This window comes from Streptomyces sp. NPDC026394 (assembly GCF_055567735.1).
Map to the genome: position 1 here is coordinate 92,396 of NZ_JBVHPX010000007.1, position 16,286 is coordinate 108,681.

A 16,286-nucleotide genomic window follows, 5' to 3' on the forward strand; every position below is an offset into this window, starting at 1 on the left:
TGCGGTTACGGGGCCTCCAGGCCCAGCACCCGGTCGCGCAGGGCCGGGAAGTCGGCGCGGGTCTTGGCCACCTTGGCCGGGTCCAGGTCGACGGTCAGCACTTCCTCGTACGGTCCGGCCTCCGCGAGGACCTCGCCCCACGGGTCGACGACGACGCTGTGGCCCGCCTGTTCGACGCCGCCGTTGGTGCCCGCGGTGCCGCAGGCCAGTACGTAGCTCTGGTTCTCGACCGCGCGGGCGCGGGCCAGCAGCGACCAGTGCGCACGGCGGCGGGCGGGCCAGCCCGCGGGGACGACGAGGGTCTGCGCGCCGGCGTCCACCAACTGCCGGAAGAGTTCGGGGAAGCGCAGGTCGTAGCAGGTGGCGAGGCCCAGGGTGGTGTCGGGCAGCGCTACCGTGACCGGCGTGTCGCCGGCGCCCATCAGGACCGCCTCGCCCTTGTCGAAGCCGAAGCGGTGGATCTTGCGGTAGGAGGCGGCGAGCTGCCCGTCCGGGGAGAAGACGAGGGACGTGTTGTAAAGGGTGCCGTCGGGGGCCCGTTCGACGAAGGAGCCCGCGTGCAGCCAGACGCCGGTGTCGCGCGCGGCCTGCGACATCGCCTGGTGGGTGGGGCCTTCGAAGGGTTCCGCCGCGTCGGCGAACGTCTCGAACGCGAAGGCCCCGACCGGCCACAGTTCGGGGAGGACGACGAGGTCGCTGGTCGCCCGTTCGCGGATCAGTGAACCGGCCCGTTCACGGCGTGAATTGACTGGTTCCGCCGGGTCCACGTGCATCTGGATCAGTGAAGCGCGCACAGTACCACCGCCTAAGCATTCGAGCCGGTCCGCCGTCAAAATTCAGCCTACGATGGTCACCCGAAAGCGCTGCCGGGGTACCGGTGCGCAGCGTAACTTAACTGAACAGACCGCAGCCCGCGTACGAACCGTCCGAGGGGTCCCGTGACCGTCCATCCCAGCCTGCAGCCCTCCATCGACGCCTGGACGCACTCCATCGAAGCGATATCCGAGCTGGTCAAGCCACTTGTCGAGGGCGAGTGGAACCGGGCGACGGACCTCCCGGGGTGGTCCGTGCGCGACATCGTCTCGCACATCATCGGCCTGGAGAGCGAGATGCTCGGGGACCCCCGGCCCATCCACTCCCTGCCACGCGACCTCTACCACGTACGCACGGAATTCGCCCGCCGGATGGAGCTCCAGGTGGACGTCCGGCGGCACCACACCGGTCCGGAGATGACCGCCGAGCTGGAGTACATGGTCATCCGCCGCGCGCGGTCGCTGCGCAACGAGACTCGCGACCCCGAGACGGTGCTGCGCACCCCGCTCGGCGAGGACCGCACGCTCGCGTACGCCCTGCGGCAGCGGGCGTTCGACGTCTGGGTCCACGAACAGGACCTGCGCCACGCGCTGAACCTGCCCGGCAACCTCGACTCCCCCGGCGCGCAGCTCACCCGGGACCTGCTGCTGCTCGCGCTGCCGAAGGTGGTCGCCAAGGACGCGGGCGCGCCCGCCGATGCGGCCGTGGTCTTCGACGTGGGCGGCGCGCTGGAGTTCATGCGGACGGTCCGGGTGGACGCGCAGGGCAACGGCACGATCGACGAGAGTGTCTCGCTCGGCCCGGCCGTGACGCTCTCGATGGACTGGGAGACGTTCTTCCGGCTGGCCTGCGGGCGGGTGCGGCCCGCCGCCGTCGCCGGGCAGGTGAAGATCGACGGCGACCGGCCGCTGGCGGACGCGGTGCTGGAGCACTTCGCGATCACGCCGTAGGGCTGCCCCGCACGGCCGTCGCCCGGCCGCTCACGCCGGTACGTGCACCGCCTCCACCCGGCTGGTCACCAGCCGCTCCCGCTCCCGCCGGTGCGCCGGCCCGCGCAGCCGCAGGATCTGCGCGACGCCCAGCGCCTCCAGGACGAAGACGGAGACGAACGCGATCCGGTAGTTGTCGCCGGTGGCGTCCAGCAGGACGCCGATGGCCAGCAGCGTGGTCATCGACGCGGTGAAGCCGCCCATGTTGACGATGCCGGAGGCGGTGCCCTGGCGCTCCGGCGGGTTGGCCGGGCGGGCGAAGTCGAAGCCGATCATCGAGGCGGGGCCGCAGGCGCCGAGCACCACGCACAGGACGATCAGCAGCCATACGGGCGCGTGGTCGGCCGGCCAGGCCAGCGTGGCCGCCCACAGCAGTGCGGTGGCGGCGACGGTGCCGAGCGCCAGCGGCGTACGGGCGTTGTGGTGGCGGGCGATGACCTGCCCGTAGACCAGGCCGACGACCATGTTGGACAGCACGACGAGGGTGAGCAGTTCGCCCGCTTCGCCGCGCGTCAGGCCCTGGGCCTCGACGAGGAACGGCAGGCCCCACAGGAGCAGGAAGACCATCGCCGGGAACTGGGTGGTGAAGTGCACCCACATGCCCAGCCGGGTGCCCGGTTCGCGCCAGGCGTCGGCTATCTGGCGCCGGACGTACGCGCCGCCGGTGTGGGTGGCGGGTGCCGGGGGCGGTTCGAAGCCCTCGGGGTGGTCCTTGAGGAAGGCCAGTACCAGGGCGAGGACGACGAAGCCGCCGGCCGCGCTGGCCACGAAGGTCGGCGTCCAGCCGAAGGTGTGCAGGAGGCGGGCCAGGACGAGGGTGGAGACGAGGTTGCCCGCCATGCCGATGAGGGCGGCGATCTGGGCTATCAGCGGGCCGCGGCGGGCCGGGAACCAGCGCGCGCCCAGCCGCAGCACGCTGATGAACGTCAGCGCGTCGCCGCAGCCGAGCAGGGCCCGTGAGCCCAGCGCCATGGCGTACGACTGCGACAGCGCGAAGCCGAACTGGCCGACGGTGTACAGCACGACGCCCAGGATCAGCACCTTCTTGGTGCCGAGCCGGTCGACCATCAGGCCGACGGGTATCTGCATGCCCGCGTAGACGAGCAGTTGGAGGATGGAGAAGGTGGAGAGCGCGGAGGCGTTGATGTGGAAACGTTCCGCCGCGTCCAGGCCGGCGACACCGAGGCTCGTACGGTAGGTGATCGCCACGAAGTAGACGGCGACGCCGATGCCCCAGACGGCCATGGCTCTGCGGCCGCCGGGCGGGTCGCCGGGCAGCAGGGTGCCCCGGCCCGTGGTGGTGCCGCTCATCGGACGTCTCCCTGCGCCAGGTTCCGCACCCAGCTGACGTGGCGGTGCACGGCGTCCACGGCCGCGGCCGCGTCGCCGGCGCGCAGCGCCTGGAGGATCTCGCCGTGCTCCGCGATGTTCTTCGCGATCCGGTCCGGGTTGGCGTGCATCACGGCGACACCCATCCGCAGTTGCCGGTCCCGCAGCTGTTCGTACAGCCGGTCCAGGATCTGGTTTCCGGCGCTGCGGACGATCGCGGCGTGGAAGCAGCGGTCGGCGACGGAGACGGCGGCGAGGTCGCCGGAGGCGGCCAGCTCCACCATCTTGGCGAGCTGTTCCTCCAGCTCGGCGAGGAGCGCGGGGGAGGCCGGCACGGCCTTGCGCGCGGCGTGCTCCTCGACGAGCAGCCGGGTCTCGACCACGTCCGCGATCTCCTGGGCGGAGACCGGCAGGACCATGGCGCCCTTCTTCGGGTAGAGCTTCAGCAGCCCTTCGACCTCAAGGCGCAGCAGCGCTTCCCGTACGGGCGTGCGCGACACGCCGACGGCCTCGGCCAGCTCCCCTTCGGTGAGCAGCACGCCGCCCTCGTAGTGGCGCTCCAGTACGGCCTGCTTGACGTACGCGTAGACGCGCTCGGCGGCGGGCGGGGCTTTGGCGGGAGCGGGGGCGGGGGCGTTCGTGGCGCGTGAGGTGTCCGGGGCAGAAGTGACCGGTGCGGCTGCTGAAGGCATGCGCACAGCATAGATACAACACGTATGCGTCAGGGAGGGCGGTCCGGGATGCGGACGGGGGCGGCGGCGGGGCGCAGGGGGCGCTCAGTGCTCGTGCGCCGACAGTTCCTCGTCGCGGTCCAGGGCGTACGCCCAGATCAGGTGCCGTACGCGGGGAGCGCTGCCGGGACGGGTCAGGCTGCGCGCCCGGATCTCCAGCTCCTGGTCCTCCTTGGTCCCGCGTTCCAGGTGCTGGCGCAGGTGTTCCCGCTCGGAGACGACGGTGAACGTTTCGAGGAAGAGCGTCGGGTCGTCCATGTCCTCGTACAGGCCCCACATCGTGGCGCCGGTCCGCCGCCGGGCCTGGCCGACCGGCCGCATGGCCCGGATGAACGCCTCCGCGTCCGGCCGGTCCACCCGCCACTCCACGATGACCAGGACGGGCCCGATGTTGCGGCCGGGCGTCTGCATGCTCTCCGGCTCGGGCCAGTGCTGGACGTGTTCCACGTCGATGTGGCCCGCGGGCATCGGCATCGTCCGCATGCCCATGACCGTGGTCAGCGCCAGCCCGATGCCTGCGATCACGAACGCGCTCTGCACGCCGAACCAGTCGGCCACCAGCCCCCAGCCCACCCCGCCCACCGCCTGGCCGCCCATGAAGACCAGTTGGTAGTAGGCGAGCGCGCGGGTGCGCGCCCAGACGGGCAGCAGGATCTGGGCGGAGGCGGAGAGGGTGGACAGCACCGCCACCCAGGCCAGCCCCGAGATGATCAGTGCGACGGCGGCGACGATCGACGACGTCACCAGTCCGATCACGGCCATGGTGGCCGCGTAGAGGATCATCGCGACGGTGACCAGGCCGTTCGTCGTCGTACGGGGCCGTACCGCGGGCAGCGCCAGCGCGCCGCCCACCGCGCCCACCCCGACGCAGCCGAGCAGCAGCCCGTAGCCGCCCGCGCTCATGCCCAGCGGGCCGCGGGCGATCGCCGGGAGCAGCGCCCACAGCCCGCCCGCGAAGAGCATGAACAGCCCGGAGCGGCCGAGTACGGCGCCGAACTCCGGAGCCCTGCGGACGTACCGGGCGCCCGCGCGGATCGCGCCGCGTACGTGCTCCGAGCCCAGCGGCCGGTGGGTGGCGGGCCGCCGCCAGGCGTACAGGACGACCATGACGCCCAGGAAGGACAGCGCGTTGATCCCGAAGGTGGCCGCCGGGCCCGCCGCGGAGATCAGCAGGCCGCCGAGGGCCGGTCCGGCGGCCCGCGCGACGTTGCCGTTGGCGCTGTTGAGGAGGGCTGCCTGGGGGATCTCGTCCTTGGTGACCAGTTCGGGCTGGATGGCCTGGAAGGAGGAGATGCAGAAGGCCTCGCCGACGCCCATCACGGCGGTGAGCAGGAGCAGCGAGGTCGGGGTGGCCCGGTCGGCGGCGGTGACGGCGGACAGGCCGGCCGCCCCGATGAACATCAGCAGTTGCCCGCCGAGGAGCAGCCGGCGCTGGTCGAGGATGTCGCCGAGCGCTCCGGCGGGCACCACCAGCGCGAAGACCGGCAGGGTGGTGGCCGTCTGGACGAGGGCGACCTCCAGCGCTCCGCCACCGAGGTCGCCCATCAGCCACTGGGCGCCCACGGTCTGCATCCAGGTGCCCATGTTGGCGGCGAGCTGGGCGATCCACAGCGCCCGGAACATCCGGCGGCGCATCGGGGCCCACGCCGACGGTTCCGGACGAGCCGCCTCCGGAGGCGCTTCGTCCGGGGGCGGCTCGTCCAGCACGGGTGGCTGATTCACCGGAAACGTTCTCCTCGCCGTGGGCACCGACCGCTGTGTCCCTGTGTCCGTACCCGCGACGACTGCGGACGGTCCCTTACATCCCGAGATTCACCGGTCTGGGAGAGGGGGCGGCGGCTCCGGAGGGCGGCTGCGGACCGCGGCTCCCGTGGCCGGGTCCGCGCCACGGGCACCGGCCGCCGGGCCGGATCTGCCGCTGACGGCCGAGGCGGGCAGCCGGGTACCGATGCTGCGGTAGCGGACGGGCAGGGCGGCCATCTGCTCCGGACTGAGGCAGTTCTTGCCGTCGATGACCAGCCGCGGCTCGTACAGCAGGGCCGCCAGGGCCCGCCAGTCCGCCTCGATCGCCTGCGGCCACTCGGTGAGCACCACGACGGCGTGCGCCCCCTCGACCGCCTCCGTCAGGCCGGACGCCGGGCGGGCGCCGGGGAAGAGGCCCGCGATGGCGTCCGGGTCGGTGCCCGGGTCCCACACCCGTACGCGTGCGCCGTGGCCGAGCAGCGCCGGGACCACCGTGCGGCTGGGCGCCGCGCGCAGGTCGTCGCTCCAGGGCTCGTACCGTACGCCGAGCACCGCGATCTCCGCGTCCGCCAGGCCGTCGGCGGGCCCGTCGCCGAGTTCGGTGCGCAGCAGGTGGACGGCCAGCCCGAACTGGGCGTCGTTGACGGCGATGGTGGCGCGCAGCAGCGGGGTCGGCAGGCCCGCGGTGCTCGCCCAGTGGGCCAGCGCGTTGGTGTCCTTGGGCAGGCAGGAGTCGCCGTAGCCGAGGCCGGGCTGGAGGAAGGCGTGGCCGATCCGGGGGTCGAAGCCGACGCCCTGCATCACGTGGTCGACGTCGATGTCGGGGCCGCAGCACATGCCGGCCACCTCGTTCGCGAAGCTGATCTTCGTGGCGAGGAAGGCGTTGCTCGCGTATTTGATCATTTCGGCGCCGGACGGCGTGGTCTCGACCCACGGCGCGGCGATCCCCTCGTACAGCTCGCGCAGCGCCCGCAGACCGGCCTCGCCCCAGGTGCCGGCCACGATACGGGCAGGCACCGACCAGTCCTCCAGCGCGCTTCCCTGGTTCAGGAACTCGGGGTTGTACGCGAAGCGTTCCCGCAGTCCGGGGTACGTCTCGGCGAGCACGGCGCTCGTGCCGGGCGGCACGGTGGACTTCAGCACCACGCAGGGGGCGGGCAGCAGTTGCAGGACCTCGTCCAGTACGGAGGTGACCTGCGTCAGGTCGGCGGACCCGTCGGAGGCGGGCGGCGTGCCGACCGTGACGAGCACGATGTCGAAAGGTGTCCGCCGGTGGGTCTCGGTGACGGAGCCGGAGAAGTCGAGCCGCCCGGTGGCCTGTGCGGCCGCGAGCTGCTCCGGCAGTCCGGGCTCGAAGACCGGGGCCCGGCCCGCGCCCAGGACGCGCAGCCGGTCCGGGTCCTGCTCGACCCCGGTGACGTGATGCCCTTGGTGGGCCAGGGCGACCGCTCCGGTCAAGCCCACATATCCCTGTCCTACGACCGCTACTCGCATCACAAATCAGCCCCTTCGGTCCTGCTGATTTGATTCGCCGCGCCCCCGGAATGGCGGATTCGTGCCGCGCGACGAGGCAATTGCTGCCAGTGTGCGGGGTGCGGTGCGAAGGCGCAGCCGGAGCCGGCCTCCCGTAGCGGAAAAGGCGTCCGGGGCAGCGGTTCCCCCACCGCCCCGGACGCCTTTCACTTCACCTGCCGGCCCGCTGCCTCGGGGCCGCGCGGTTCAGCGCTTCCCGTTCGTGCTCAGCGCTTCCAGTTCGTACCGACCGACACCAGCTTGTCCTTGCCGCAGTCACCGCCGAACGACCACGACCCACGGCCGACCCAGGCGCCGTTCTTGGCGTAGGTCTTCCGCTTCTTGTTCCAGCACTCGGTCTCGGCACGCGCCTTGCCGCTCCACACGATGCAGCTCGCGGTCCACTTGTGCTTGCCGCTCTTCCAGTTGCCGCACGCGTAGTCGTTCGACTTGGCGCTGGCGGGCGAGGCCGTACCGAGCAGCATGCCGCCGACGAACACCGCGGTGGCCGCGATCCCGGCCGCCCGGCCGCGCTTTCCCGAAATCCGCATTCCCCGTGAACCCCGTTTCCGCCCGGAAGTGCCGGGCGTACGTACGCAAATGAACTCACCCGCACCAATGTGTGCGCGTGACCGGCCCGGCGCTTACCCGCGCGGGCGCGTGATCATTGTCCCATGAAGGGGGCGGGAGTTCAGCCGTGAATCACCCCGGGAACAGCGGCACCCGGGCAGGGAGAAAACGCGGGAGGAGGCGCGGGGCGGCCCCCCTGCGCCGGCGGGCGGCCGGGCCGTTGACGGACCGCTGACCGGCCGCCGACGGACCGCCCGCCGGCGGGCCCGGCAGGTCCGCCCCTCAGGCCGCAGCCGTACCGCCACCCACCCCCGCCCCCTGCTCCGCGAGCCAGGACCGGTACCAGTCCACCGTCGCGCCGATCCCGGCGGGCAGCGGGGTCGGCGCCATGTCGAAGCGCCGCTCGAACGCGTCCGAGACCATCGTCTGCGCCTCGGTGTGCTGGTAGAACAGCTCGGCGTACTCCGCCATGAACGCCTCGTCGAACGGCCCCCAGGGGCGCGGTTCCGCCAGCACCTGCGTCTCGAACGGAACCCCGGCGCGCTCCCGCACGAGAGCCAGCACCTCGCGCATCGTGGGGGCCGGGGCCGTCGGCAGGTGCCAGGCCCGGCCGTACGCGTCCGGCTCCTGGCCGAGGCGGGCCAGGCCGCGGGCGACGTCGCCGATGTACGTGAAGCTGTGCGGCAGGTCCAGGTCGCCGAGAGCCAGGGCCGTGCCGCCGATCAGGGCCGCGGGGAAGGCCGTGGCGCCCAGCGTCGAGTTGAGGACGCGCGGCCCGTAGAAGTCGGCGGCGCGGGCCAGTACGACCGGCAGCCGACCCGCCTCATGGGCCGCCAGGTACGCCTCGTCCAGCTCGGCCCGCATCCGTCCCTTACGGGAGGTGGCCCGCCATGGGGAGTCCTCGGTCAGCGGCACGCCGCCGGACGGGCCGTACGGGTAGAGGGTGTCCATCACCACCAGCCGGGCACCGGCCGCCGCCACGGCGTCCACGATGACCTTCTGGAGGGCGGGCATCACCTCCACCTGAAGCTCGTAGGCCACGTTGACGCAGTGGTAGACCACCGCGGCCCCGGCCACCGCCTCCCGTGCGGCGTCCGGTGATCCCAGGTCGGCGGCGACGGCCTCCGCGCCGGGCGGTCCGCCCCGGCCCGAGCGGTCGACGGTCCGTACGCGGAAGCCCTGCCGGAGCAGTTCCTCGGCCAGCGTGGTCCCGGCCGGGCCGGTACCGAGGACGACGTGCAGCGGGCGGGACGACGTGACGGCGGACATGCGGAACCCCTGTCTTCGAAGGAACGGCGGAAGAACGGCAGGCGGAACGGTGACGCGGCGTGCCACGCCACGGCGCTCGGCGCTACCGGCCCTCACTGTAGCTATAACCTCTAACCAAATCTACAGCCGATCGCATTTCCGTTACCCTCCACACGAAGAGCCCGCCCCGGTCCCCGTCCCCGCTGGAGCCGCACCATGTCCCCCTCCACCACCGACCCCGCCCAGACGCCACGCCAGCGCTACCGCGCCCAGGTCCAGCAGGAGATCAAGCAGACCGCGCTGGCCCAGATCGCGGAAGGCGGCATCGAGGCGCTGAGCATCAACGCCATCGCCAAGGCCCTCGGCATGTCGGGCCCCGCGCTCTACAAGTACTTCCGCAACCGCGACGACCTGCTCACCGCGCTCATCAGCGACGGGTACGAGGACGCCGCCGAGGCCGTCCGCACGGCCGCGCACCGGGCCGCCGACCGGTCACCGCGCGAGCGTCTGCTCGCCCTCGCCCACGCGTACCGCGACTGGGCCCTCGCGCAGCCGCACCGCTACCTGCTCCTCCAGGGCACACCCGCCACGACGTACGAGGCCCCCGCCCACACCACGGACAGCGCCCGCGCGGTCATGGGCCCGTTCCTGGCCGTCCTGGCCGAGGGCACGCCGTGGCCGGCCGCCGAACCGCTGTACGACGAGGTGCGCGCCTGGGTGACGGACGCCCCCGCGGTCGCCGAGTGGGCCGCCGCGTACGCCCCCACCGCCGACGACCCGGTCCCCGCGCTCGCGGCCTCCGTGCTCGCCTGGTCCCGTATGCACGGCATCGTCAGCCTCGAAGTCCAGGGCAGCTTCCAGGGCATGGGCCACGACTCCGCGACGCTCCTCGCCCTCGAAATCGGCTCACTGGCCGACGCGGCGGGGTTGCCTTCCGTCGCCTGACACCGCACGGAAAAGGGCCTTGGCGATGCCCATCGCCAAGGCCCCACACGGCGGCGACGCTGCGCCGCAGAGGGGGAAGAGTTGAGACCTATCCGATGAGTCCCACCGGGGCCTTGCCGCCCGACTGAAGGCAGGTCGTAGGTCGCAGGCCTTCCGGTCAGGACCGGCGCACGAACAATGGCTCATTTTTATTTAACGTTCAACCTATGTAGGGGGCATGCTGATGGGAGCAACGGAGACCGCCCCGGTCTCCGGTTCAACACCCCAGCCGATCAACGGAGATGACCCACATGAGCCAGGCCCTGCCGCTCCGTCTTCACCACCACGCATGGATCACCGACGACCAGGAGGCCAACCGGCACTTCTACGAGGACGTCATCGGCCTGCCTCTGGTGGCCACATGGACCGAACGCGAGGTGCTCTCCGGGGCCGAACGCGCCTACAGCCACACCCTCTACGGTATGGCCGACGGCAGCGCGCTCGCCTTCTTCCAGTTCGCCGACCCCGAGGACCAGGAGGAGTTCAAGACGGACCTCAATTCCACCCCCGTGCGCCACATCGCCTTCAAGGTCGAGACGGAGACCCAGGAAGCCATACTCCAGCGCGTCAACGCGGCCGGCTACGCCGATGCGAACGCCCACGTACTCGACCACGGCTTCTGCGTCTCGCTGTACGTCACGGACCCCAACGGGCTCATCCTGGAATTCGCCGTCGACCACCCCGACGTGGAAAAGATCGACGCCGAGCGACGCGCCACAGCCCACGCCGACCTCGCCCGCTGGCTCGCCGGCGACCACACCAGCAACAACCACTGGCGCTGAACCTGCTGCCGCACCGGGCTCTCCAACGGACGGAGTTCGGCACGGGAAGGCATCCAGGGGCACAGATTCACACGGCGGGGTCCGCCGCGCGTATCAGTCCGTCGATCACGGCGGCACGGAAAGCCAGCCACTCACGGTCGCCGAAGAGCAAGGTGCGTCCCAACGGGTTCTTCGAGTCGCGGACCGCCACGACGTCGGGCACGTTGGTCGCCACCTCGACACATTCCGCGTGCGGCTCCCCGCCACTGTGGCTGGACTTTACGTACACGAACGGGCCCACGGTCCTACGTCTCCTTGAGGATGCTCTCGATCAACCGCGTCGAGTTACTTTGTGCCAGCCCCAGATGCGTGATGCGGTCGAAAATCGCTAGGTGCTGCGCAGCGTCAGTCTCGCTCTCCAACCACAGTGACGTCGAGACGGTATCTGCGCGCACCACGTCCAGCGCCCCTGCTTCGGCGAACGAAACCACGCTGAAGGCGCTGGTCATGCCGGGGTGAGCGCCCGCCGAATACGGCAGGATTTGGATCTCCACGTGGGGCAGCCGGGCCATGTCCAGCAGGTGCTCCAGTTGGCCGCGCATGACAGCCCGGCCACCGACGAGCTGCCTCAACGCATTCTCCTGGACGACAGCCCACACGTGCAAAGGCGCCTCACCGCCCAGTCGAGCCTGTCGTGCCATCCTCGCTTCCACGAAGCTCTCGATCTCCGCCAGGTTCCGCCACGCACCGTTACCCACAACCAAGGCACGCGCGTAGTCCGGAGTCTGGAGCAGGCCCGGTACGGTCGTCAGTTGCCAGGTCCTTATCGAGGTCGCAATGTCTTCCAGCGCGAAGTACTCGGCCTGCGAACGCAAGACCGGGTACTGGTTCCACCAACCCTTCGCTTTTCGGCGCTCCCGGTCCAACCGCGCCAGGTCGAGGAGGGCTCCCACCACTTCAGGGCCGTCCTGTCCGTAGAACGCGCACAAGGCACGGATATCCGGATCTCTCACCGGAACCCATCCGCGCTCCATCTTCACAATCTTCGTAGCTGTCGCACTCAGGACTTGGGCGGCTTCTTGCTGCGTCTTGCCCGCCGCGTCACGGAGCAGCAGGAGCTGCCCGCCGAGCCGCCTACCCAACACGGTCGAAGCGCGGTTTCCCTGCTCTGAACGGTTCACCGGGACAGTCTTGCCTGCACCAGGCCTCGCCGTCGACGACCTTCACTCTGTCGGGGAATTTATTCCCCGTAACTTGAGTCCCGAGAGCAGAGTTCCCATACAGTCGGCACTCACTCGCGCTGCTACAGCGCACAGTTGGCCACCAGACGGAGGCGATCAGCCATGCCCGTTCCCCAACTCCCCCACCTCGTCCACGAGGACAAGCTCGACTACACCCCCACCGCCCGCAGCGTCTCCCTCGCCCGGCGGCGGGCCGCGCGGCTGGTGGCGGAGTGGGGGCAGGCGGAAGCCGCCGGGGATGCGGCGTTGATCGTTTCGGAGTTGGCCACCAACGCGCTGCTGCACGGGACGCTGCGGGGGCGGCTCTTCCGGGTGCGTCTGGTGATGAGCGCGACGATGTTGCGGGTCGAGGTCAGTGATCCGCGGGGGGAGCGCGTGCCGCGGAAGAGGCGCGGGGTGGCCTCCACGTCGGGGCACGGGCTCGTGCTCGTCGACGGCCTCGCCGACCGGTGGGGGATCGAGCCCCGTACGGTCGGCAAGACGGTGTGGGCGGAGGTGGAGCTGGGGGTCCGGGCGCGCGCCGTCAAGCGGACATGCGGCCCTGCGCGATCAGGCGGTTGACCACCCGCGCATGAGCCGGCGCGCAGCGCTCGCGCGCCTCGTGGCGGTCGAACCAGGCGTATTCGGCGATCTCGCGGCCGGGGACGGGCGTGATGTCCTGCGGGCCGCCGGTGAAGCACGTCATGTGGAGGCGGCGGCCGGCGTTCACGCCGTGGGCGGTGGCGTGGACGGTGAAGGCTTCGGTGAGGTCGGCTGCCGGGACCGTCAGGCCCAGTTCCTCGGAGAGTTCGCGGGAGAGGGCCTCGGACGCGGTCTCGCCCGGTTCGTACTTGCCGCCGGGCAGGTAGAACGTGTCGTTGCCGCGCGTACGGACGCTGAGCAGGCGGCCGTCCCGTACGTGCAGCCAGCCTACGGAGCGCAGCGGCGCCGGGCGTTCGAGAGCGACCAGGGTTTCGCCGGTCGCCTCGTCCGTGCGGCGGGCGCGCTCCGTGAAGCCGAGGTGGGCGTAGAACGCGCGGGCCGCCTCGTTGCGTTCGAAGGCTTCGAGGGTGAGGGCGCCGTGGCGGGACGCGGCGTGTTCGAGGAGCTGGGCGCCGATGCCACGGCCCTGCGCCTCGGGGGCCACGAACAGGCCGCCGATCTCGGAGCCGAGCAGCCCCAGGAGGGCGACGACCGTGCCGTCGCGCTCGTCCTCGGCGACCCAGTTGTCCGCCTGGACCAGGTAGACCTCGCGGACCTCGCGCGCCCGTTCCCCCGTTCCCTCGCCCTCGATGAACGGGTGGGCCCGGCGTACGGCGCGGGACCACAGGTCCATGACGGCGGGCTCGTCCGCCGGACGGTAGGGGCGGATGATCGTCGCGCTGCTCATCCGGCCGACGGTAGGCGGGGCGGGCGGGGGCGGCAACTTCATTTCCCGGGGAGGCGAGGACCGGGCCCCCTTCGCGCCGCCGCGATCTGCCGAAGGATGTACCTGATGCCCGGAAGGTGTCCGACTTAAGGCTGACGTGAGTCTGTACCTGACGCGTACGACATCGGCGGATTCCCGTGAAGTAATGGGAGGGAGGGGTCGCCAGTGCGGCTCTGAACCGTACGCAAGGGGAGACCACCATGCAGTCCAGGACGAACGCCGGCCGACGTGCTCGGACCACCGTCATGGTCGCGCTGCTCGTGGCCGCGCTGTGGGGCGGTATCGCGCTGACGAAGGGCGCGGCGCAGGCCGAGCCCTCGGCGCCGGGCGGGCCCGTGGGGCACCTCAGCCGCGCCGTCGAGATCATCCGGGGCTGAGCAGCGAAGACACAGCACGAAGACGCACAGGGCGGGCCCGGAGGCGAACCGTTTCGGTTGCCTCCGGGCCCGCCCTCATGGGGTGCGGGGGCCGGGGCCGGAACCCGGCCCGTGACCCGTCAGGCCCAGGTGATCAGGCGCTTGGGCTGTTCCAGGATCGCCGCGGTGTCCGCGAGGACCTTGGAGCCCAGCTCGCCGTCGACCAGGCGGTGGTCGAAGGAGAGCGCCAGCGTGGTGACCTGGCGGGGCTTGACCTTGCCCTTGTGGACCCAGGGCTGGAGCTTGACCGCGCCCATGGCGAGGATCGCCGGCTCCCCCGGGTTGAGGATCGGGGTGCCGGTGTCGACGCCGAAGACACCCACATTGGTGATGGTGATCGTGCCGCCCGCCATGTCACCGGGCGCCGTCCGGCCCTCGCGGGCCGTGGCGACCAGCTCGCCGAGCGCGGCGGCAAGCTGCGGCAGGGTCTTGGCGTCCGCGTCCTTGATGTTCGGCACGATCAGACCGCGGGGGGTGGCCGCGGCGATGCCCAGGTTCACGTAGTCCTTGCGGACGATCTCCTGGTTCTCCTCGTCCCAGGCCGCGCTGATCTCCGGGTTGCGCTTGATGGCGACCAGCAGCGCCTTGGCGACCAGCAGCAGCGGGTTGACACGCAGGCCCGCCATGTCGGGGTCCTGCTTCAGCTCCTGGACGAGCTTCATCGTGCGGGTCACGTCGACGGTGATGAACTCCGTGACGTGCGGCGCGGTGAAGGCACTGTTGACCATCGCCTGGGCAGTGGCCTTGCGTACGCCCTTGATCGGGACGCGGGTCTCCCGGGCCCGGACCGCCTCGGAGCCCGAGGGGGCCGGGGAAACATCCGGCTGCACGGCCGAAGCCGGGGCCTCGGCGGCGGGCGCGGGGGCCGCCGCCGCATGCACGTCCTCGCGGGTGATCACGCCGTCCGGACCGGTCGGGGTGACCGAGGCCAGGTCGATGCCGAGATCCTTGGCCAGCTTGCGGACGGGCGGCTTGGCCAGCGGCCGGCCGGCCACGGGGACGGCGGCCGGGGCGGACGGAGCCGGGGCGGGAGCGGAAGGGGCGGCGGGAGCGGCCGGGGCCGCGGCGTGGCCGTTGAGTTCCGCCTGGACCGCCGCGGCGGCCGGCTCCTGCGCCGGGACGCCCGGCTGCGGCTTGCGCGCCCGCCGCTTGGTGGACGACGGGGCCGCGCCGTACCCGACGAGGACGGCCTGCCGGCCCTGCGGCTCGGTGTCCTCCTCGGCAGCGGCCGCAGCGGGCTCGGGAGCGGCGGCCGGGGCCTCGGCCGGGCCGGCGCCCGGGTCGGTGTCCACGGCGATGATCGAGGTGCCCACGTCGACGGTGGCGCCCTCCTCGAAGTGCACCGCGTGCACCACACCCTCGTACGGGCAGGGCAGCTCCACGGCGGCCTTGGCGGTCTCCACCTCGCAGATGACCTGCCCGTCGGTGACGGTGTCACCCGGCTGTACGTACCACTTGAGGATCTCGGCCTCGGTGAGCCCCTCGCCCACGTCGGGCATCTTGAACTCGCGGAAGCGCTGCCCGGTTGCAGTCATGGTCACTACTCCTCAAGCCCTTCAGTACGCCAGCACGCGGTCGACCGCATCGAGCACCCGGTCGAGTCCCGGCAGGTATTCGTCCTCCAGCCTGGACGGCGGATACGGCGAGTGGAAACCGCCCACCCGCAGCACCGGCGCCTCCAGGTGGTAGAAGCACCGCTCGGTGATGCGGGCGGCGACCTCCGAACCCGAACCGAGGAAGACCGGCGCCTCGTGGACGACCACCAGCCGCCGCGTCTTCTCCACCGAGGCCTGGATCGCGTCGAAGTCCATGGGCGAGATGGACCGCAGGTCCAGCACCTCGACCGACCTGCCCTCCTCGGCGGCCACCTTGGCGGCGTCCAGACAGACCTTGACCATCGGCCCGTACGCGGCCAGCGTCACGTCCGTGCCGATCTGCGCCACCCGCGCCGCGTGCAGCGGATCAGGAATCGCCTCGGTGTCCAGGCGGCCCTTGTCGTGATAGCGGCGCTTGGGCTCGAAGTAGATGACCGGATCATCGCTCTCGATGGCCTGGCGCATCATCCAGTACGCGTCCGAGGCGTTCGAGGGCGAGACACACTTCAGGCCCGCGACATGCGCGAACAGAGCCTCGGGCGACTCGGAGTGATGCTCGACCGCCCCGATGCCACCGCCGTAGGGGATACGGATGACGACCGGCATCTTGATCTTGCCCAGCGCGCGGGCGTGCATCTTCGCGAGCTGCGTGACGATCTGGTCGTACGCGGGAAAGACGAAACCGTCGAACTGGATCTCCACCACCGGCCGGTAGCCGCGCAGCGCCATGCCGATGGCGGTGCCGACGATGCCGGACTCGGCCAGCGGGGTGTCGATCACCCGCTCCTCACCGAAGTCCTTCTGCAGCCCGTCGGTGACCCGGAAGACACCACCGAGCTTGCCGACGTCCTCACCCATGACCAGGACCTTGGAGTCGGCCTCCATGGAGGCGCGCAGCGACGCGTTGATCGCCTTGGACAGCGTGATCTTCTCGAAGACAGCCATG

At 71.3% G+C, this 16,286-nt stretch carries 17 protein-coding genes; 5 read left to right on the top strand and 12 right to left on the bottom strand.

The genetic code is table 11. From position 1 onward, the window contains the following. Nucleotides 1–5: 5 nt before the first annotated feature. A complete protein-coding gene (locus ACZ4QV_RS18540; protein ID WP_361614092.1) occupies nucleotides 6–794 on the bottom strand; it encodes a carbon-nitrogen family hydrolase in 789 nt (262 codons plus the stop codon). A 144-nt stretch (nucleotides 795–938) separates the two neighbouring features. Here ACZ4QV_RS18540 and ACZ4QV_RS18545 point away from each other — a divergent pair, with 144 nt between their 5' ends. Continuing rightward, nucleotides 939–1,763 (top strand): maleylpyruvate isomerase family mycothiol-dependent enzyme, encoded by an 825-nt coding sequence (locus ACZ4QV_RS18545; RefSeq protein WP_361153314.1) that lies wholly within the window; start codon nucleotides 939–941, stop codon nucleotides 1,761–1,763. A 30-nt stretch (nucleotides 1,764–1,793) separates the two neighbouring features. Here ACZ4QV_RS18545 and ACZ4QV_RS18550 read toward each other — a convergent pair whose 3' ends face one another. The 6 genes from ACZ4QV_RS18550 to ACZ4QV_RS18575 all read right to left on the bottom strand — a co-directional run bounded on the left by ACZ4QV_RS18550 (nucleotide 1,794) and on the right by ACZ4QV_RS18575 (nucleotide 8,956). Further along, complete coding sequence (locus ACZ4QV_RS18550) at nucleotides 1,794–3,113, bottom strand: MFS transporter (protein WP_361153312.1); 1,320 nt, start codon at nucleotides 3,111–3,113, stop codon at nucleotides 1,794–1,796. Beyond that, nucleotides 3,110–3,823 carry a GntR family transcriptional regulator gene (locus tag ACZ4QV_RS18555; protein WP_361153309.1) on the bottom strand — a complete coding sequence of 238 codons (714 nt, stop codon included), beginning with the start codon at nucleotides 3,821–3,823 and terminating at the stop codon, nucleotides 3,110–3,112. Before ACZ4QV_RS18555 ends, ACZ4QV_RS18550 begins: the two co-directional genes overlap by 4 nt. 84 nt (nucleotides 3,824–3,907) lie before the next feature. After that, entirely contained in the window at nucleotides 3,908–5,584 is a 1,677-nt protein-coding gene (locus tag ACZ4QV_RS18560) for an MFS transporter (RefSeq protein WP_361153306.1), read from the bottom strand. 90 nt (nucleotides 5,585–5,674) lie between these two features. Then, complete coding sequence (locus ACZ4QV_RS18565) at nucleotides 5,675–7,099, bottom strand: UDP-glucose dehydrogenase family protein (RefSeq protein WP_361153304.1); 1,425 nt, start codon at nucleotides 7,097–7,099, stop codon at nucleotides 5,675–5,677. A 245-nt stretch (nucleotides 7,100–7,344) separates the two neighbouring features. Further along, the gene (locus tag ACZ4QV_RS18570) at nucleotides 7,345–7,668 is read right to left on the bottom strand and encodes a hypothetical protein (protein ID WP_361153301.1); all 324 of its coding nucleotides are present in this window, start codon (nucleotides 7,666–7,668) and stop codon (nucleotides 7,345–7,347) included. Nucleotides 7,669–7,969: 301 nt separating this feature from the next. Beyond that, entirely contained in the window at nucleotides 7,970–8,956 is a 987-nt protein-coding gene (locus ACZ4QV_RS18575; RefSeq protein WP_361614094.1) for an NAD-dependent epimerase/dehydratase family protein, read from the bottom strand. Nucleotides 8,957–9,151: 195 nt separating this feature from the next. Here ACZ4QV_RS18575 and ACZ4QV_RS18580 point away from each other — a divergent pair, with 195 nt between their 5' ends. Together ACZ4QV_RS18580 and ACZ4QV_RS18585 are read left to right on the top strand one after the other, a co-directional pair. Beyond that, nucleotides 9,152–9,880, top strand: coding sequence for a TetR/AcrR family transcriptional regulator (locus ACZ4QV_RS18580; RefSeq protein WP_361614096.1), 729 nt, complete (start codon nucleotides 9,152–9,154; stop codon nucleotides 9,878–9,880). Nucleotides 9,881–10,170: 290 nt separating this feature from the next. Beyond that, nucleotides 10,171–10,701, top strand: coding sequence for a VOC family protein (locus ACZ4QV_RS18585; protein ID WP_361614099.1), 531 nt, complete (start codon nucleotides 10,171–10,173; stop codon nucleotides 10,699–10,701). Between the two features lie 67 nt (nucleotides 10,702–10,768). On the opposite strand, the gene ACZ4QV_RS18590 is transcribed toward ACZ4QV_RS18585, so the two are convergent. Next, nucleotides 10,769–10,981, bottom strand: coding sequence for a DUF397 domain-containing protein (locus ACZ4QV_RS18590; RefSeq protein ID WP_361633587.1), 213 nt, complete (start codon nucleotides 10,979–10,981; stop codon nucleotides 10,769–10,771). Nucleotides 10,982–10,985: 4 nt separating this feature from the next. After that, nucleotides 10,986–11,861: a helix-turn-helix domain-containing protein gene (locus ACZ4QV_RS18595; protein ID WP_361633590.1), complete on the bottom strand. Its 876-nt coding sequence runs from the start codon at nucleotides 11,859–11,861 to the stop codon at nucleotides 10,986–10,988. A 162-nt stretch (nucleotides 11,862–12,023) separates the two neighbouring features. Between ACZ4QV_RS18595 and ACZ4QV_RS18600 the strand changes: the two genes are divergently transcribed. Further along, entirely contained in the window at nucleotides 12,024–12,482 is a 459-nt protein-coding gene (locus ACZ4QV_RS18600; RefSeq protein WP_361153285.1) for an ATP-binding protein, read from the top strand. Here ACZ4QV_RS18600 and ACZ4QV_RS18605 read toward each other — a convergent pair. Then, the gene (locus ACZ4QV_RS18605; protein ID WP_361153283.1) at nucleotides 12,445–13,290 is read right to left on the bottom strand and encodes a GNAT family N-acetyltransferase; all 846 of its coding nucleotides are present in this window, start codon (nucleotides 13,288–13,290) and stop codon (nucleotides 12,445–12,447) included. The genes ACZ4QV_RS18600 and ACZ4QV_RS18605 overlap by 38 nt on opposite strands. A gap of 239 nt (nucleotides 13,291–13,529) precedes the next feature. On the opposite strand from ACZ4QV_RS18605, the gene ACZ4QV_RS18610 reads away from it, so the two are divergent. Further along, complete coding sequence (locus tag ACZ4QV_RS18610) at nucleotides 13,530–13,706, top strand: hypothetical protein (protein WP_467763130.1); 177 nt, start codon at nucleotides 13,530–13,532, stop codon at nucleotides 13,704–13,706. Between the two features lie 119 nt (nucleotides 13,707–13,825). Here ACZ4QV_RS18610 and ACZ4QV_RS18615 read toward each other — a convergent pair whose 3' ends face one another. Together ACZ4QV_RS18615 and ACZ4QV_RS18620 are read right to left on the bottom strand one after the other, a co-directional pair. Next, entirely contained in the window at nucleotides 13,826–15,280 is a 1,455-nt protein-coding gene (locus ACZ4QV_RS18615) for a dihydrolipoamide acetyltransferase family protein (protein WP_361153277.1), read from the bottom strand. A gap of 21 nt (nucleotides 15,281–15,301) precedes the next feature. Beyond that, nucleotides 15,302–16,285 (bottom strand): alpha-ketoacid dehydrogenase subunit beta, encoded by a 984-nt coding sequence (locus ACZ4QV_RS18620; RefSeq protein WP_361153274.1) that lies wholly within the window; start codon nucleotides 16,283–16,285, stop codon nucleotides 15,302–15,304. Between the last annotated feature and the right edge of the window lies 1 nt (nucleotide 16,286).

Bases quoted from the DNA above. Each gene is read 5' to 3' on its own strand.
- ACZ4QV_RS18550 (WP_361153312.1), bottom strand. From the start codon at position 3,113: ATGAGCGGCACCACCACGGGCCGGGGCACCCTGCTGCCCGGCGACCCG.
- ACZ4QV_RS18555 (WP_361153309.1), bottom strand. From the start codon at position 3,823: ATGCCTTCAGCAGCCGCACCGGTCACTTCTGCCCCGGACACCTCACGC.
- ACZ4QV_RS18565 (WP_361153304.1), bottom strand. From the start codon at position 7,099: ATGCGAGTAGCGGTCGTAGGACAGGGATATGTGGGCTTGACCGGAGCG.
- ACZ4QV_RS18570 (WP_361153301.1), bottom strand. From the start codon at position 7,668: ATGCGGATTTCGGGAAAGCGCGGCCGGGCGGCCGGGATCGCGGCCACC.
- ACZ4QV_RS18575 (WP_361614094.1), bottom strand. From the start codon at position 8,956: ATGTCCGCCGTCACGTCGTCCCGCCCGCTGCACGTCGTCCTCGGTACC.
- ACZ4QV_RS18580 (WP_361614096.1), top strand. From the start codon at position 9,152: ATGTCCCCCTCCACCACCGACCCCGCCCAGACGCCACGCCAGCGCTAC.
- ACZ4QV_RS18585 (WP_361614099.1), top strand. From the start codon at position 10,171: ATGAGCCAGGCCCTGCCGCTCCGTCTTCACCACCACGCATGGATCACC.
- ACZ4QV_RS18600 (WP_361153285.1), top strand. From the start codon at position 12,024: ATGCCCGTTCCCCAACTCCCCCACCTCGTCCACGAGGACAAGCTCGAC.
- ACZ4QV_RS18605 (WP_361153283.1), bottom strand. From the start codon at position 13,290: ATGAGCAGCGCGACGATCATCCGCCCCTACCGTCCGGCGGACGAGCCC.
- ACZ4QV_RS18610 (WP_467763130.1), top strand. From the start codon at position 13,530: ATGCAGTCCAGGACGAACGCCGGCCGACGTGCTCGGACCACCGTCATG.
- ACZ4QV_RS18615 (WP_361153277.1), bottom strand. From the start codon at position 15,280: ATGACTGCAACCGGGCAGCGCTTCCGCGAGTTCAAGATGCCCGACGTG.
- ACZ4QV_RS18620 (WP_361153274.1), bottom strand. From the start codon at position 16,285: ATGGCTGTCTTCGAGAAGATCACGCTGTCCAAGGCGATCAACGCGTCG.